The 16,560-nt window shown below is 39.4% G+C and carries 14 protein-coding genes and 1 tRNA gene; 7 read left to right on the forward strand and 8 right to left on the reverse strand.

Translation table 11 applies throughout. From position 1 onward, the window contains the following. The first annotated feature begins 80 nt into the window (after positions 1-80). The 5 genes from Q0486_RS11345 (at position 81) to uxaC (ending at position 5,905) form a co-directional block, all read left to right on the forward strand. Positions 81-896 carry an SDR family oxidoreductase gene (locus Q0486_RS11345; protein ID WP_299233272.1) on the forward strand — a complete coding sequence of 272 codons (816 nt, stop codon included), beginning with the start codon at positions 81-83 and terminating at the stop codon, positions 894-896. 21 nt (positions 897-917) lie between these two features. After that, complete coding sequence (uxuA, locus tag Q0486_RS11350; protein ID WP_299233275.1) at positions 918-2,102, forward strand: mannonate dehydratase; 1,185 nt, start codon at positions 918-920, stop codon at positions 2,100-2,102. Positions 2,103-2,195: 93 nt separating this feature from the next. Beyond that, entirely contained in the window at positions 2,196-3,671 is a 1,476-nt protein-coding gene (locus Q0486_RS11355) for an MFS transporter (RefSeq protein ID WP_299233278.1), read from the forward strand. Positions 3,672-3,692: 21 nt separating this feature from the next. Beyond that, on the forward strand, positions 3,693-4,496 hold the full coding sequence (locus Q0486_RS11360; RefSeq protein WP_299233281.1) for a sialate O-acetylesterase: 804 nt from the start codon (positions 3,693-3,695) through the stop codon (positions 4,494-4,496). Between the two features lie 2 nt (positions 4,497-4,498). Further along, the gene (uxaC, locus tag Q0486_RS11365; protein WP_299233284.1) at positions 4,499-5,905 is read left to right on the forward strand and encodes a glucuronate isomerase; all 1,407 of its coding nucleotides are present in this window, start codon (positions 4,499-4,501) and stop codon (positions 5,903-5,905) included. 130 nt (positions 5,906-6,035) lie between these two features. On the opposite strand, the gene Q0486_RS11370 is transcribed toward uxaC, so the two are convergent. From Q0486_RS11370 to rsfS, 5 genes are all read right to left on the reverse strand, one after another. Then, positions 6,036-6,461, reverse strand: coding sequence for a SufE family protein (locus Q0486_RS11370; protein ID WP_299233288.1), 426 nt, complete (start codon positions 6,459-6,461; stop codon positions 6,036-6,038). An 18-nt stretch (positions 6,462-6,479) separates the two neighbouring features. Continuing rightward, positions 6,480-7,487, reverse strand: coding sequence for a M28 family peptidase (locus tag Q0486_RS11375; RefSeq protein WP_299233291.1), 1,008 nt, complete (start codon positions 7,485-7,487; stop codon positions 6,480-6,482). Positions 7,488-7,567: 80 nt separating this feature from the next. Then, positions 7,568-8,407 (reverse strand): phosphatidate cytidylyltransferase, encoded by an 840-nt coding sequence (locus tag Q0486_RS11380; RefSeq protein WP_299233294.1) that lies wholly within the window; start codon positions 8,405-8,407, stop codon positions 7,568-7,570. Between the two features lie 69 nt (positions 8,408-8,476). Continuing rightward, complete coding sequence (gene ftsH, locus Q0486_RS11385) at positions 8,477-10,447, reverse strand: ATP-dependent zinc metalloprotease FtsH (protein ID WP_299233297.1); 1,971 nt, start codon at positions 10,445-10,447, stop codon at positions 8,477-8,479. Between the two features lie 68 nt (positions 10,448-10,515). After that, entirely contained in the window at positions 10,516-10,875 is a 360-nt protein-coding gene (gene rsfS / locus Q0486_RS11390) for a ribosome silencing factor (RefSeq protein ID WP_299233300.1), read from the reverse strand. Positions 10,876-11,138: 263 nt separating this feature from the next. Here rsfS and Q0486_RS11395 point away from each other — a divergent pair. Next, a tRNA-Gln gene (locus Q0486_RS11395) sits at positions 11,139-11,209 on the forward strand. Between the two features lie 85 nt (positions 11,210-11,294). Here Q0486_RS11395 and Q0486_RS11400 read toward each other — a convergent pair. The 3 genes from Q0486_RS11400 to rsmA form a co-directional block, all read right to left on the reverse strand. Next, positions 11,295-13,094, reverse strand: coding sequence for a DUF349 domain-containing protein (locus Q0486_RS11400; RefSeq protein ID WP_299233303.1), 1,800 nt, complete (start codon positions 13,092-13,094; stop codon positions 11,295-11,297). 153 nt (positions 13,095-13,247) lie between these two features. Next, a complete protein-coding gene (gene mgtE, locus Q0486_RS11405) occupies positions 13,248-14,588 on the reverse strand; it encodes a magnesium transporter (protein ID WP_235327161.1) in 1,341 nt (446 codons plus the stop codon). A gap of 40 nt (positions 14,589-14,628) precedes the next feature. Continuing rightward, complete coding sequence (gene rsmA / locus Q0486_RS11410) at positions 14,629-15,438, reverse strand: 16S rRNA (adenine(1518)-N(6)/adenine(1519)-N(6))-dimethyltransferase RsmA (RefSeq protein WP_299233309.1); 810 nt, start codon at positions 15,436-15,438, stop codon at positions 14,629-14,631. Between the two features lie 105 nt (positions 15,439-15,543). Between rsmA and Q0486_RS11415 the strand changes: the two genes are divergently transcribed. Then, positions 15,544-16,557 (forward strand): lysylphosphatidylglycerol synthase transmembrane domain-containing protein, encoded by a 1,014-nt coding sequence (locus Q0486_RS11415; RefSeq protein ID WP_299233311.1) that lies wholly within the window; start codon positions 15,544-15,546, stop codon positions 16,555-16,557. The last annotated feature ends 3 nt before the right edge of the window (positions 16,558-16,560 follow it).

The following is a 16,560-nucleotide window of genomic DNA, read 5'->3' on the forward strand; positions in this document are numbered from 1 at the left end:
TATCTTGCAAAAATATGTATATATACTTAATTCTTTCTGTAGTAATTTTGCATTAAGAAGAATTTAAAACTTATACGTATATGAATAACATGTTTGACATTACCGGTAAGGTAGCCGTTGTAACCGGCGGTTCCGGTGTTTTGGGTAGTAATATAGCTGAAGGTCTATTGAAAGCCGGAGCTAAAGTTATAATTATCGGTGCTCATCAGGACAGGGTAGATGCTGCATTGGAACGTCTGAAAGCAGTTAGTGATGATGTGGCAGGTACTGTATGTAATGTGCTTGACATCGAGAGTCTTCGTTCTGTAAAAGATACCGTTCTTTCAAAATGGGGACGTGTGGATTTCCTTATCAATGCTGCCGGTGGTAATATTCCTGGAGGTACGTTGACTGTTGACCAGAATATATTCGACATGAAGGTGGAAGACCTTAATAAAGTGGTGGACCTTAACCTTTATGGAACAGTTTATCCATGTCTGGTATTCGGCGAAATCATGGCTAAACAGCAGAGCGGTGCTATTGTAAACGTGTCTTCAATGGCTGCATACGAATCGTTGACACGTGTACCGGGATATTCAATGGCCAAGAGTGCAGTTGAAAACTTCACACGTTGGCTGGCACAGGAAATGGCAATCAAGTTCAGTGATAAGATTCGTGTGAATGCTATTGCTCCGGGATTCTTTATCGGCAACCAGAACCGTGCTGTTCTTATTAATCCTGACGGCTCGCTTACAGAACGCAGCCAGAAGGTTATAGCAAAGACTCCGATGAGACGTTTCGGTGATATTTCTGAACTTAACGGCTCTGTTCAGTTCCTTTGCAGTGATGCCGCCAGCTTTATTACTGGTGCTACGTTGGCTATCGACGGTGGCTTCAGTGCATTCAGTGGAGTATAAATCTTTAAAATTCATACGATTATGATGGAAAAAACTTGGAGATGGTTTGGAAAGAAGGATAAGATTACTCTTTCCATGCTGCGTCAGATAGGAGTAGAAGGAATAGTAACAGCTTTGCATGATGTTCCAAACGGCGAGATTTGGACTGTTGAAGCTATCAACGATTTGAAATCGTATATCGAATCATACGGATTGAGATGGTCGGTAGTGGAAAGTCTTCCTGTATGCGAAGCTATAAAATATGCAGGTCCTGAACGCGACCAGCTTATTGAAAACTATAAAGTCAGCCTTGCCAATCTTGGAAAATGTGGTGTAAAGACAGTATGCTACAATTTCATGCCGGTAATCGACTGGGTGAGAACTGACTTGCAGCATCCTTGGGCGGACGGTACAAGCTCATTGTACTACGACAGGGTGCGTTTCGCATATTTCGACGTAAAGATTCTTCAGCGTGAAGGAGCTGAGAAAGATTATTCTGAAGAAGAGCTCCGCAAGGTAGAAGAACTTGACAAGGTTATCACAGAAGCTGAAAAAGATGAGCTTATCGACGCTATCATCGTTAAGACTCAGGGATTCGTAAACGGAAATATCCGCGAAGGAGATAAGAACCCTGTAGCTATATTCAAGCGTCTGCTTTCACTTTATGAAGGTATAGACCGTGATGCATTGCGTGAAAACATGCGTTACTTCCTTGCTGCAATTATGCCTGTTTGCGAGGAATATGGTGTTAACATGTGTGTACATCCGGACGATCCTCCTTTCCAGATTCTCGGATTGCCTCGTATCGTTACAAACGAAGAGGATATAGCCTGGTTCCTTAATGCAGTTGACAATCCTCACAACGGACTGACTTTCTGTGCAGGTTCGTTGAGTGCAGGCGAGCATAACGATACACGCGAACTTGCAAAGAAATTTGCCAAACGTACACACTTCGTACATTTGCGCAGTACAGCGGCTATGCCTGGCGGTAACTTCATCGAAAGTACTCATCTGACCGGACGCGGACATCTGGTTGACCTTATCAGAATATTTGAAAAGGAAAATCCGGGATTGCCTATGCGTGTTGACCATGGACGTATGATGCTTGGCGACGAAGACAAGGGTTACAATGCTGGATATTCATTCCACGGACGTATGCTTGCCCTTGGACAGGTTGAAGGTATGATGGCTGTGGTAGATGATGAACTGAAAAACGGATTAGTTTAAAATAGATAATGACTAATTAAAAATTAAGAATTAATAATGTCGTATCCACCCCATTATTAATTCTTAATTTTTAATTCTTAATTTAATAATACCATGAATTCACAAGATAATAGAATGAAAATGACAAATTATCGCTGGACGATATGCCTGATGCTGTTTATCGCCACAACGATAAACTATATGGACCGACAGGTTCTTTCTCTGACATGGAAGGATTTCATTGCTCCGGAATTTAACTGGACTGACGCAAATTACGGAACAATAGCAGGTTTCTTCTCTATACTGTATTCTATCAGTATGCTTTTCGTTGGAAAATTTGTTGATAAGATTGGAACAAAGAAAGGTTATTTGTGGGCTATAGGTATATGGTCTGTAGGTGCCTGTCTTCACACTTTCTGCGGAATTCTTACTGCCGGAATATCTACAGGCACTTGGGCTTTCACTTTCGAAGGTGCGCGTGAGGCTATAGAGGCTGCTGAAAAGGCAGGTACGGTGATATGGAGTGTATCGACTGTAAGTATATGGCTATTCCTTGCAGCACGTTCGATTTTGGCAGTAGGAGAGTCAGGTAACTTTCCGTGCGCCATAAAGGTGACTGCAGAATATTTCCCTAAGAAAGACCGTGCTTTCGCAACCAGTGTGTTCAATGCCGGAGCTCAGCTTGGAGCCTTGCTTGCACCTTTCACTATTCCTGTCATAGCACGTTATATGGGTTGGGAAATGTCATTCCTTATCATCGGTGCTTTAGGTTTCTTCTGGATGGGATTTTGGGTGAAAATGTATGATGCTCCGTCTAAACATAAGAAAGTGAACAAGGCTGAGTTGGAATATATCGAGCAGGATCGTCTGGCTGAAGCATCCGAGGCTTCCAGTCCTGCATCAGAAGAGAAAAAGGAGAAAGGTATCAGTCTTTGGAAATGTTTCACTTTCCGTCAGACTTGGGCTGTTATATTCGGACGCTGTCTTCCTGATGGTGTGTGGTGGTTCTTCCTTTTCTGGGCACCTGCATACGTGAAGGACGTTTACGGCTACAGTTCAGACTCTACTATGGGTATGCTGCTTATCTTTACTCTCTATCTGATTTCAATGCTTTCTATCATTGGCGGTTATCTGCCTACGGTATTTATCACGCGCCTTGGCATGAATCCGTTTGCAGGACGTATGCGCGCTATGTTTATCTTCTCGCTGTTCCCATTGCTGGGACTTTTTGCTCAACCGCTCGGAAATATATCATGTTGGTTCCCAATCATCATAATAGGTATAATAGGTGCTGCGCATCAGAGCTGGAGTGCCAACACATATACGGTGGTGAGCGATATGTTCCCAAAATCGGCTGTAGCAACAGTTACAGGTATCGGTGGTATGGCAGGTGGTATCGGTAGCTTGCTGTTCAATCAGGGTTCCGGTATCCTGTTTACTTACTCAAAGGAAACAAATATGGCTTTCATGGGATTTGAAGGTATTCATGCCGGTTATATGATAGTATTCCTTATAGCTTCCGTAGCTTATCTGTTCAGCTGGATAATGATAAAGATACTTGTTCCGAAGTATAAGATAATTGAAGTATAGTAATAAAAAACGTATAATTGAATGTTCTCTTTTATTAAAAGAATTGATCTTGCAAAATTCTGCCTGTTGTGTTTTGGATTGAATGTATTGATTCTCAATGCAAGTAATAATAAACAGGAGAATCTGGATATATATGTCTGTATAGGACAATCGAATATGGCTGGTCGTGCTGTACTGCCGCCTGAACTTACAGACACTTTGGATAATGTTTTTCTACTGAATTCTGATGGAGTTTTTGAGAAAGCAGTTAATCCGTTAAACCGATATTCAAATATTCGTAAAGACATCTCAATGCAAAGATTAAGTCCTGCCTATGAATTCGGTATAACGATTTCAAGACTGACTAAAAGTGATGTAGGCCTGGTGGTCAATGCACGCGGAGGTTCGTCTATCAATTCCTGGATTAAAGGCAGTAAAGACGGATATTACGAAAAGACTCTCTCAAGAATCCGTGAAGCGATGAAGTATGGTGTAGTAAAAGCTATTTTATGGCATCAGGGCGAGACGGACTGTGCTTCTTCAGATAAGTATATGGCTAAGCTACAGAAACTTATCACAGATTTAAGAACAGATTTGGGAATGGAAAATTTGCCAGTAGTGGTAGGTCAGATATCCAGATGGGATGGTTGGACCAAACGTCCGGAAGGGACAAAGGCTTTTAATGAAATGATAACTACTGTCCCGGATTTTATTCCGAATTCAGGCTTTGTCACTTCTGAAGGAATAAAGCCTTATAAGGATGAGTTTGATCCTCATTTTGATACCGGAGGACAGTTGCTTTTAGGAAAGAGATATGCATATAAAGTTATAGATTTATTGAAGTAAATATGAAAGATTTTATAAATGAGGATTTTCTTCTGCAGAGTGATGTGGCGAAGATGCTTTATCATGAACATGCGGAAAAGATGCCTATCATAGACTATCACTGTCATCTCAATCCGAAGATGATTGCAGATGATTATAAGTTCAGTTCCATTACAGAGATATGGCTTGGTGGCGACCATTATAAATGGCGTGCAATGCGTGCGAATGGTGTAGACGAAAAGTACATAACCGGTAAGGAAACTTCCGACTGGGAGAAATTCGAGAAATGGGCTGAAACAGTTCCATATACATTGCGCAATCCGCTTTACCACTGGACTCATCTGGAACTGAAGACAGCTTTCGGAATAGGCGAGACTCTCAATCCTGCTTCGGCAAGAAGAATTTACGAGAGATGTAACGAACTACTTGCCACACCTGAATATTCGGCTCGCGGATTGATGAGGAGATATAATGTAGAGTCGGTATGTACAACCGACGATCCGATTGACACACTGGAGTATCATAAGTCTATTGCTGATTCAGGTTTTGAAGTTAAGGTTTTGCCTGCCTGGAGACCGGATAAGGCTATGAATGTTACTACGGCTTCTGAATACAGAGCATATTTGGAAAAACTTTCACAGGCTAGCGGTGTGACAATTTCCAGATTTGATGATTTGATTGAGGCGTTGAAAATACGTCATCAGTATTTTGCTGACCACGGATGTAAACTTGCTGACCACGGTCTTGCGGATATACCTGCGGCTGATTATACTATGGCAGAAATATCGGCAATATTCGACAAAGTATATGGAGGTAACGAGCTGACTAAGGAGGAAAAAACAAAATATCAGACAGCTCTTTTGATTATCCTCTCGGAGATGAATGCTGAGGCAGGATGGACGCAGCAGTATCATTACGGACCGTTGCGTAACACCAATTCAAGAATGATGGCCAAGCTTGGTCCTGATACAGGGTTTGATACTATCGGTGATTTCAGATGTGCTGAGGCTATGGTTAAGATTTTCGACCGTCTGAACTCAGAAGGTAAGTTGGCAAAGACAATTATATATAATATTAATCCTGCTGAGAATGATATGGTGGCGGCGATGATAGCTAACTATCAGGATGGTAGTGTACCTGGAAAAATGCAGTTTGGTTCAGGCTGGTGGTTCAACGACCAAATGGGAGGAATGCTCCGCCAGATGAATGCCTTGTCCGAGCAGGGACTGTTGAGCCGTTTTGTAGGTATGCTTACAGACTCTCGTTCGTTCCTTTCATATCCTCGTCATGAATATTTCCGCAGGATCTTGTGTAATATGATTGGTAATGACGTTGTGAACGGAATACTTCCTGAATCCGAAATGGGAAGAATAAAAGGTATGATAGAAGATATCTGCTATTGCAATGCCAAAAGTTATCTGAATCTTTAAGAGATAATATAAAAACTACAGCCGCCGTATTACCGGAAATTCCGGATAATGCGGCGGCTGTTTTATGAACTATTGTTATTAATACTCTCTTTTTATTAAAGATTTCTATTTTGTTTATATCCCATTATTTTCAAGCATTCTTAGCCTTGAAAGCCAGTGCGTACATACGCATCTGTTTCACCATAGCAAGAAGTCCGTTGCTCCTTGTTGGAGAAAGATGTTCTTTCAATCCAATTTTCTCAATGAAGTACAAATCAGATTCAAGAATCTCGTCAGGGGTGTGACCTGATACGACCTTTATGAGGAGAGCTATGATTCCTTTTACAATCAAGGCGTCACTTTCTGCCTGGAATATTATCTTTCCGTTTTCCATATCAGCCTGAAGCCATACACGGCTTTGGCAACCGTCGATAAGGTTCTGGTCTGTCTTGTATTCCGGATTGAGCGGTTCCTGTTCGTTTCCCAAATCTATTAATAGCTGGTACTTGTCCATCCAATCATCGAAATCGCTAAACTCTTCTATTACTTCGTCCTGAAGTTCGTTTATTGTTTTCATCGTTATCTTGTTTTTATGTTATTTCTCATTGTAAATTACCTGGAGAACTGTCTGGCCTACAGCCTGTAGGGTGGAGCGGTCTATATTCTCCATTGTATCACCTATGGTATGCCATGTAGGATTGAATCCTGTATTGGTACTTGTGTCATAATGAATAATGTCCACACAAGGTATCTGCCTGTATCGGTTTACATAGATATGGTCGTCTGTTATTTCTCCACCTTTTTCTTTTATAAATGTATTTCCGTAGCCAAGTTCGTGTGCGGCATTCCAGATTTTCTTCATTACACTGTTGGCTGTACGCTGTGAATATCCTTCATAATAGAAAGTAGCATTTTTTCCTCCTACCATATCCAGAAGTATTCCATAGCGGGCTTTGTAGTTTGGAACGTGAGGAATCCTGCCCCAATACTGGGAACCAAGACACCATGTATCTGCCTTATAGTTACCTTGATAGAATTCAGGTATACCATAGTCTTCTGCGTCAAAGAAAGCTATGTCAATACCTATTGCGGGAGACTGTTTTTGAATTTGTCTGGCGATTTCAAGTAATACTCCTACACCGCTGGCACCGTCGTTTGCCCCGTCTATGGCTGTATGATGATATTTTTCTTCGTCACTGTCTGCGTATGGACGGCAGTCCCAATGAGCAAAAAGTATGACTCTTTTCTTTGCTTCAGGATTATATTCGCCTATTATATTGCGTGCTTTGAGCAATGTACCGTCGTATGCTACCAGATCAGCATATTGGTTGTATACCTTTGCGCCGAAACGTTTGAGTTCTGATGCCAGATATTCTCCACATTCTAAGTGAGCTTTAGTATTTGGAACACGTGGTCCGAAGTCTACTTGGGCCTTAACATAGCTGTATGCACTGTCGGCATTAAAAGCAGGTACTTGAACATTGGATGCTGTTTCTTCCTTGCTTATGGTTGAATCGCTTTTCTTGCTGCTGCCGCATGCCGTAACGGATGCAGCATAAATTAGAATAAGCGAACCTGATAATACTTTTCCGAATATGTTCATTGGAAATTGATTTTATATGTTATAAAAAAATCATTAATCAACCGTTACAGCTAATTAATGATTGTTGATTAATTATCATGTTATAATAATGATATTATGTAGAGATATAAAACAGCTGCAGGTACAGCCATTAGTGTACTGTCAAAACGGTCTAGCAAACCGCCATGTCCAGGAAGTATGTTTCCCGAGTCCTTAATGCCGATTCTTCGCTTAATCAATGATTCTACAAGGTCGCCCCATGTTCCGAAAACCACAACTGTCAATGCCAGTCCTATCCACTTTGCCAATGACAGTATGGGGAAATATTGAGCAATTATGATAGCGGCAATAATACTGAAAATTCCTCCACCAAATGATCCTTCCCATGATTTTTTTGGAGATATGCGTTCAAACAGTCTATGTTTTCCGAAAAGTACACCTGTGCAGTATGCTCCGCTGTCATTAACCCATGTAAAAATGAATATAGATAGAGGAAGTATCGGATTATAGACAGACATGCTAGTCTCTTCTGATGTCTGGAAAGCCAATACATTCAATAAAGCGAACGGCAAGGCAATATACATTTGCGTCATTAGCGAGTATGCAATATTGTTTACCGGATTTTCTTTCTTATAGTATAGTTCGCTTATTAAAATATACATTATCAGAAACAGGTATGGAATGAGGATTTCGTTGCTTCCAGGTGATGTTCCCAGATAAGCAAATCCAAAAAACATAAATACTGATGCAAGCATGGAAATAGGTTTGTTTATTTCCGCAAATCCGTTTTTTTGTATAATATTCCCAAACTCATTTACGGTTAAGGCGCATATTAAAGCAAATAGGATGGAAAAAGTGATTGGACCTCCTAATATACATCCTACTAATACAGCTACGAAGACAGCACCTGTTAATGCTCTTGTTATAAAATTACCTTTCATGGCTTTGGGAATATTATTATTGCCTTAAAATATTAATCAACTGAATATATTATACTATTTATATAAAGGTTATTCATCCTTTTGAGTATCACTCTCATTATTTGATGGCAGCCCTTTTGTTTCGTCATTACTTTTATCTTCGATACTTTTTGTATCATTCTTTTCATTTTCTGCCATTATCTCTTCTGAACGTGACGCCCATGGACGTTTTCCGAATATTGCTTCAACATCTTCGGCGAAAATAACTTCTTTTTCTATAAGAAGCTCAGCTAGACGGTTATGACCTTCTTTATGCTGTGTAAGAATATCTTTTGCGCGTTGATACTGCTCTGCAATCATCAGCTTTACTTCATTATCAATAAGCTCTGCTGTATGTTCGCTATAAGGCTTGTTGAAACTGTATTCATCATTGTTGTAATAACATAGATTTGGAAGTTTATCACTCATACCGGCGTAAGCAATCATTCCGTATGCCTGTTTGGTTACTCTTTCCAAATCGTTCATTGCACCAGTAGAAATCTGTTTTATAAACAATTCTTCTGCAGCACGTCCGCCTAGTGTCGCACACATTTCATCAAGCATCTGTTCTTTTGTGGTAATCTGTCTTTCTTCCGGCAGATACCATGCTGCACCCAATGCTCTTCCACGAGGTACTATAGTTACTTTTATAAGTGGGTTTGCATATTCAAGGAACCATGATATTGTGGCATGACCTGCTTCGTGCAGTGCTATTGACCTCTTTTCAGCAGCAGTCATGACCTTTGTCTTTTTCTCAAGACCTCCGACAATTCTGTCTATTGCAGCCATGAAATCATCTTTGCTCACAGAAGGTTTGTTGTGTCTTGCGGCAATAAGAGCAGCCTCGTTACATACATTGGCAATATCGGCTCCACTAAATCCAGGGGTCTGTCGTGCCAATAAATCTATATCTACTGTCTCATCAAGTTTAAGAGGACGTATATGCACTCCAAATACTTCTTTTCTTTCGTTCAGGTCAGGCAGATCCACATGTATCTGTCTGTCGAAACGACCGGCTCTAAGCAATGCCTTATCCAATATGTCGGCACGGTTTGTAGCTGCAAGAATGATAACACCACTGTTTGTGCCGAAACCATCCATTTCTGTAAGAAGCTGGTTAAGAGTGTTTTCTCTTTCATCATTACCTCCCATACTTGGATTCTTTCCTCTGGCACGTCCTACAGCGTCTATTTCATCTATAAATATAATACATGGCGCTTTTTCCTTAGCCTGTCTGAACAGGTCGCGTACTCTTGATGCTCCTACACCGACAAACATTTCGACGAAATCGGAACCTGACATTGAGAAGAACGGTACATCAGCCTCACCTGCAACAGCCTTTGCCAAAAGTGTTTTACCTGTTCCCGGAGGGCCTACAAGCAGTGCTCCTTTAGGTATCTTACCTCCCAATTCTGTGTATTTTTGTGGCTGTTTCAGGAATTCTACAATTTCCTGAACCTCTTGTTTTGCAGCAGTCTGACCTGCAACATCCTTGAATGTTACTCTGTTTGCTCCTTTTTCGAATAACTGTGCCTTGCTTTTGCCAACATTGAATACGTTACCGGCTCCACCGCCGTTACCGGCTCCTCCCATTCTTCGCATTATGAAAATCCATAATCCTATGAAAAAAATTATTGGCAACAGATTCCAGAATATAACTCCGAAATATTCGTTCTCTTTTTCATATCTTATAGAACCTGTAAAGTTTCCATTTTTTTGTTCTTCATCCAAGAACTTGTCTAATGACTCCATAGAACCTACTTGTATCTTTACAGATGGACTTTTTCCAACTTTAGGTGCATCTTTCTTGAAAACATCAACTATGTTTTCAGGCTTTATGTACATTTCTACGGAGTTATTGTCGTATGCAATGATTTTGTCTGCATATCCTTTTTTAACCATATCTTTGAATTCGGTATAAGTAATTTCCTTACTCATACTTCCTTCATCACTGGTGATATATAAAAAGGCCATAGTCATAGCAATTATTATATATAGCCAGCTTAAGTTTGGTCTTGGCATATTGATTTTTGGTTTATTTTGATTGTTGTTCATGTAAATTTACCTATTCTTTAGTTAGTTGTAATTGTTTAATCTAAATCTGGAATTCTTGTCAGTTTGGCATCAGCCCATAAATGTTCTAAATTGTAGAAGTCTCTTTGTTCCGGTAAAAATATGTGAGCGATAATATCATTATAATCCATTGCTATCCATTGTGCATTTTTTGTTCCGTCAATTGCTGATGGTTTTACTCCGGTTGTTTCTCTTACATAATCTTTTATGGATTCTGTGATTGCCATTACCTGGCTTGGTGAGTTACCATTACATATTATAAAATAATTGCATATTGTATCTTCGATATCTGTAAGATCGGCTATAACGATGTTTTTGCCTTTTTTCTCTTGTATTCCTTCTTTTATTCTATCAAGTAATTCTTTTGTTTCGTTCATTATTCTAATATATAAATATTTTGTTTAATACATAATATATGGCAAATATACTTGCTTTTCCGTATTCCACGAAATATAGATGAAGTTTTCTTCTTGTTTTTGGATTTTTTAGAGTGAATTACGCTTTTAATCATTCTTTAAAGAGGAGAAAAATGAAAAAAGATGATTTTTTTTGAAAAAAAAGGATGAAAACGTTTGTAGATAATAAAAAAGTTGTACCTTTGCAGCGTCAAACAAAAAAGGTTGACAAATATAAATGATTTTGGGCTATGGTGTAATGGTAACACAACAGATTCTGGTCCTGTTTTTCTAGGTTCGAATCCTAGTAACCCAACTTAAAGGAGCAGCTTCGGTTGCTCTTTTTTTGTATTATGACCATAACAAAAATAGCGAGTATTCCTACTCGCTATTTTTATATATCAATTATTCATTGTTTCATCAATTGCTTCGATTTTCTTCAATGTCAGATTTAAATCGTTTTTAAGCTTTTCTATCTTTCTGGCAATATCATTCACCAGGGAGTTTCCTTTCTTTGATGATGAATTCAGGAAACCAAGATTGTTTTCGTAAGTCTTTATCTCATTCTTGATTCTTTCGTAAATTCTTACCAGTTTTTCTCTTTCTTTATAAAGGTTGTTTTCTTTGCTTAATCCCGATTTATAGCTGTTCAGTTTCTTTTCTGTTGCGGATATGTTGGCCTTGTCGAAAATGCTGTTTACAAGATTGCGAAACTCCTTGTATAATCTGTCTTTTTCTTTGAAAGGAACAAAGCCGATACTGTTCCATTCTGCTATTATGGATTTTAGTTTTTCTCCAATAGTTTCATCATAAACTTCAGATTTTTCAAGTTCTGCTACTTGTTTAATGATAGCCTCTTTCTTGTTGAGGTTTTCAAGCTCTTCTGAACGCTGTGACGATGTTGCTTTTGATTTTTGTTCAAAGAAATAATCACAAGCACCGATAAATCTCTTCCATACGGCATCAGAGTATTTCTTAGGTACAGGACCGATTGTCTTCCATTCTTTCTGTAATTTGGCAAGTACCTCTGCAGTCTCTTTCCATGCTGTGCTGTCTTTAAGAGCTTCAGCCTTTTCACAAAGTTCTTTTTTCTTCTCCAGATTCAAAGCCATGTTTTCCTTGGCTGACTTGAAGAATTCAGCTTTGCGTTTGAAAAAATCGTCGCATGCCGCGCGGAATCTTTCAAATATTTTCAGGTTCATCTTTTGAGGAGCATAGCCAATGGTTTTCCATTTAGCCTGCAGTGCAAGTATTTCTTGTGTCTTGTCTTCCCAGTCTGTAAATGTCGTAAACTTGTCGTACTCCATAGATTCTGCTATTTCGCAAATGACAGTCTTCTGGTCAAGGTTGTTCTGTTCTTGTTCCTTCAGATCTTCGAAATGCTTCTGGTGGCGTCTGTTTACAGCTGTAGAGGCTGCTTTGAATCTGTTCCAGATGCTTTCACGCATTTCTTTTGCTACAGGACCAATTTCGCGGAATTCCTGATGCAGTTTCTGTAACTGATGAAATGCAGAAATTACGTCAGGCTCGTCAGCCAGTTTTTCAGCGGCTTCGCAAATGCGGGTCTTGAGCTCAAGGTTCTTTTTGAAATCGTATTCTCTAAACTCATTGTTTAGTTTGAGCATGTCATAGAATTTCTCGTTGTAGAGCTGATATGTTTTCCAGATTTCATTGACTTTATTTGCTGGAATAAGTTTTATTTCGTTCCATTCCTGCTGAAGGTTTTTGAATTCGCTATAGTTCTTGCCGGCATCCTCTGATGATTCTGTGATACTTTTCATTTTTTCAAGGATATCAAGCTTTTTCTGAAGATTCTCTTCTTTCTCTTTTTCTATAGCTGCAATCATGGAATTCCTTTTTTCCTTTATTTCCGACAATATGGATTTGAGTTCAGGTTCTAACGGATCTGATTGAGGAATAAATGAATTGGCATCTCCGCCGGCTTCGATGAAAGTCTTGCGGTTGGCTTCTTGCTCTGACTTATGCAATTTGTAGAATGTTTGTTTCAGCAAGTCTATTTCCTGTTTGTCTGCTTCGCAAGCATTTTCATTTATTTCTTTTAAACGTTGTATTACCTCTTCTTTTGTTTCTTTAGGTTCATACTTAACGTTTTCTGTTGGTTGTTCAACAGTAGGAACCAAAGTCTCAGCTGTATTAGTCTGTTCTTCGGTTAGCGGACGGTTTGTTTCATTTACTTCCATGCGTATATAGATATTTAAGAAAATTTCTTTTTAAAATGTTATAAATACAAATTAAAGAAATAATATTTAAAAAACATAATTTTATTTGTGTTATTTTACTTTGGATAGTCAAAATAACCTTTTAACTGTAGGAACGGATATTAGTAAATCATTCTACGACAGTAGAACTGTAATTCCCATATATAGCATCATACCTATAATATCGTTAGTAATGGAAATAAACGGTCCTGTAGCTATTGCCGGGTCTATTTTAAGCTTTTCCAATGTCATGGGAACCAGTGTCCCGAATATGGAAGCAAACATAACTACTGCAAACAGACTTATTGATACGGAATAGCTTACTGTTGCGCTTGCGCCGAATCTGACAAAATTATATATATATACTAATAATGATATAATCGAAGCGTTAATCAGCGCTACAACAGCTTCTTTACCAACTTGTTTGAATGTGTTTGCCGAATCCAGTGAACTGTTGGCCAATCCCTGTACTACAAGGGCTGAAGACTGTGTACCTACGTTTCCTCCGGTACCACCAATCAACGGGATATACAAAGCCATTTCCGGATGAGCTGCAAATGTGGTGTCGAAATTACCCAAAATCATAGAGTTGCCGATACCTCCCAGCATACCTATGAGCAGCCACGGCAGTCGTGCTGTGGTTTGTCTGAATACATTATCATCTGATTCAACGTCTTGCGAGAGACCTGATGCCAACTGATAATCACGTTCAGCCTGCTCACGTACTTCGTCCATTACGTCGTCTACGGTTATTCGTCCTACAAGGCGTCCTATGCTGTCTACTACTGGCACGGCTACAAGGTCGTATTTTTCAATGATTTGTACAACTTCCTCCACCGGTGTATCTACGTGTACTGATACGGGATCTTTTTTCATTACATGCTTCACCTTCGATACTGATGGGCTGGTTATCATCTTCTTTAGTGGGAAGACACCTCTGAGACGTTCGTCGTCATCCACTACATATACATAGTAGATTTCGTCCATTTCTTCTGCCTGAATACGCATTTCACGAAGACACTCGGGCATACTCCAGTTCTCTTTCACTATCACCATTTCCGTACCCATGAGACCACCGGCTGTATCTTCATCATACTTCAGAAGGTCTACGATGTCTCCGGCCTGTTCAATGTCTTCGATGTGTGAAAGGACTTCTTCCTGCTTGTCTTCGTCCATTTCTCGGATAATGTCTACGGCATCGTCCGAGTCCATGTAATCTACAAAACGTTTAGCGATTGTTTCCGATGGCAGTATGTCAAGAAATTCCTTACGTGCATCCTCGTCCATTTCAACGAGAACGTCTGCTGCGGTTTCATTGTCAAGCAGAAGATAGACAAATCTTGCATTCTCTGCGTTCAACTCATTGCAGAGTTCTGCTATATCGGCAGGATGTAAATCATTAAGAAGCTCTTTTACCTTGTCTGGCTCCTTGTTCTCTATTAGTTCCGTGATTTTTTTGATTTCTTCGCTGTTCATCCTGTTTTAACTTTTAATGGTTTGGTGAATAAAAGTTTTCTTACTCGGTTGTGCTTATAAGCGCATTTTCAGCCAAGGCTTTTTCTACTCTGTTAGTCAAGTCTATGAATTCTTCAACAGAAAGCTGTTCAGGCCTTTTGTTGAAAATTGGATCAGCGCTCAAAGGATTTCCCTTGTCAAGTATAGGTGATATGGAATTCCTCAGAGTCTTTCTTCTTTGATTGAACGTGGTTTTAACTATTTGCTTGAAAAGTTTTTCGTCGCATCCCAACTCCTTTGTGTCGTTTCGGGTCATTCTTATTACCGCGCTTTTCACTTTAGGAGGAGGGTTGAACACATGTTCGTGTACAGTGAAAAGATATTCTACATCATACCATGCCTGAATCATTACGCTGAGTATTCCGTATGTCTTGTTTCCCGGTTTAGCAGCTATACGCTCGGCCACTTCTTTCTGTATCATACCAGTACAGCAAGGAATTATTTCCTTATTGTCAAGCATTTTGAAGAATATCTGGCTTGAAATGTTATACGGATAGTTGCCGGTCAGTACGAAAGGCTTTCCGTCGAACAATGTTGAAAGATCCATTTTCAGGAAATCTTTTTCTATTATGTTTTCGCCCAACTCTCCAAAGTTTTCTTTTAGGAAAGCTACTGATTCGAAGTCCAGTTCCACTACTTTCAAGGGCCTGTTTTTAGGAATCAGGAACTGTGTGAGCACGCCCATTCCCGGACCTACTTCCAATACAGGAATATCAGGACACGTGTCAATTGTGTCCGCTATATCTTTAGCAACTTGTAAATCTTTCAGAAAGTGCTGTCCTAGAAATTTCTTTGGTTTAACTAATTTCATTCCGTATTAAAATATTTCTTTATGATTATATGGTGTATATTCAGTTAAGCATTGTATATTTGCATTGTGCAAAGTTACATAATAATATCTAAATAAATTCAGATTTTGGAACGAAGTGAGTCAAAAAAACTATTAAATAAAATATGGAAGATTGTTTTGCCTCTCATTCTTGGGGCAGCAATCCTTGTATGGACATATAAAGGATTTGATTTCGAGCGGGTATATTCTGTCCTTTCCGGTGGTGTAAATTACTGGTGGATGCTTTTTTCACTGGTTTTCGGAGTCCTTGGACATTTGTTCCGTGGATGGCGGTGGAACTTGTCTTTGGCACCGCTTGGCGAACATCCCAAATTGTCGAATAGTGTATATGCCATTTTTGTCTCGTATGCGGCAAATCTCGTCATTCCTCGTGTAGGTGAGGTGTCACGCTGTGGAATACTTGCAAAATATGATGGGGTTTCGTTTTCAAAATCTCTTGGTACAGTAGTTACGGAACGTATCATTGATTCTTTGTGTGTGGTGGCTATAACAGGTTTCACTTTACTTTTGCAGTCCGGGGTGTTTGCCAGATTTATAAAGGAAACAGGCACTGACTCGTCTTTTGTTTTTCATCTTTTCACGTCGACTAATTTTTATATCACTATTATATGTATCATAGCGCTTGTTGTCCTTGCGTTTTTCATGTTCAGCAAGTTGTCCATTTTTGTAAGGGTCAAAGGTATTCTGAATGATATATGGATGGGCTGTATGTCCCTCAGACATGTCGAAAATATGTCATTGTTTATTTTTTATACTTTGGGGATATGGTTATGCTATTTTCTTCAGTTTTATGTCACATTTTTCAGCTTTGATTTTTCGTCCGATTTAGGGCTTATGGCAGGTCTTGTAATGTTTGTTGTAGGTAGCATTGCGGTTATTGTTCCTACTCCGAACGGAGCCGGTCCATGGCATTTTGCTATAATAACAATGATGATGATGTATGGCATAAGTAAGGACGATGCAGGAATATTTGCATTATTAGTGCATGGAATCCAAACTTTTTTACTAATTTTGTTAGGAATATATGGATTAGTGGCTTTGCCGCTTACCAACAAACAATATAAAACAAAAAACTCATAATCA

Source organism: uncultured Bacteroides sp. (assembly GCF_937912035.1).
In the GTDB taxonomy this organism is placed as follows: Bacteria; Bacteroidota; Bacteroidia; order Bacteroidales; family Bacteroidaceae; genus Phocaeicola.

What these genes read in the sequence shown, in the direction of transcription:
- Q0486_RS11345 (WP_299233272.1), top strand. Translation starts at nt 81, where the DNA reads ATGAATAACATGTTTGACATTACCGGTAAGGTAGCCGTTGTAACCGGC.
- Q0486_RS11375 (WP_299233291.1), bottom strand. Translation starts at nt 7,487, where the DNA reads ATGAACATATTCGGAAAAGTATTATCAGGTTCGCTTATTCTAATTTAT.
- Q0486_RS11355 (WP_299233278.1), top strand. Translation starts at nt 2,196, where the DNA reads ATGAATTCACAAGATAATAGAATGAAAATGACAAATTATCGCTGGACG.
- Q0486_RS11380 (WP_299233294.1), bottom strand. Translation starts at nt 8,407, where the DNA reads ATGAAAGGTAATTTTATAACAAGAGCATTAACAGGTGCTGTCTTCGTA.
- Q0486_RS11370 (WP_299233288.1), bottom strand. Translation starts at nt 6,461, where the DNA reads ATGAAAACAATAAACGAACTTCAGGACGAAGTAATAGAAGAGTTTAGC.
- Q0486_RS11400 (WP_299233303.1), bottom strand. Translation starts at nt 13,094, where the DNA reads ATGGAAGTAAATGAAACAAACCGTCCGCTAACCGAAGAACAGACTAAT.
- rsfS (WP_299233300.1), bottom strand. Translation starts at nt 10,875, where the DNA reads ATGAACGAAACAAAAGAATTACTTGATAGAATAAAAGAAGGAATACAA.
- uxuA (WP_299233275.1), top strand. Translation starts at nt 918, where the DNA reads ATGATGGAAAAAACTTGGAGATGGTTTGGAAAGAAGGATAAGATTACT.
- mgtE (WP_235327161.1), bottom strand. Translation starts at nt 14,588, where the DNA reads ATGAACAGCGAAGAAATCAAAAAAATCACGGAACTAATAGAGAACAAG.
- ftsH (WP_299233297.1), bottom strand. Translation starts at nt 10,447, where the DNA reads ATGCCAAGACCAAACTTAAGCTGGCTATATATAATAATTGCTATGACT.
- rsmA (WP_299233309.1), bottom strand. Translation starts at nt 15,438, where the DNA reads ATGAAATTAGTTAAACCAAAGAAATTTCTAGGACAGCACTTTCTGAAA.
- uxaC (WP_299233284.1), top strand. Translation starts at nt 4,499, where the DNA reads ATGAAAGATTTTATAAATGAGGATTTTCTTCTGCAGAGTGATGTGGCG.
- Q0486_RS11360 (WP_299233281.1), top strand. Translation starts at nt 3,693, where the DNA reads ATGTTCTCTTTTATTAAAAGAATTGATCTTGCAAAATTCTGCCTGTTG.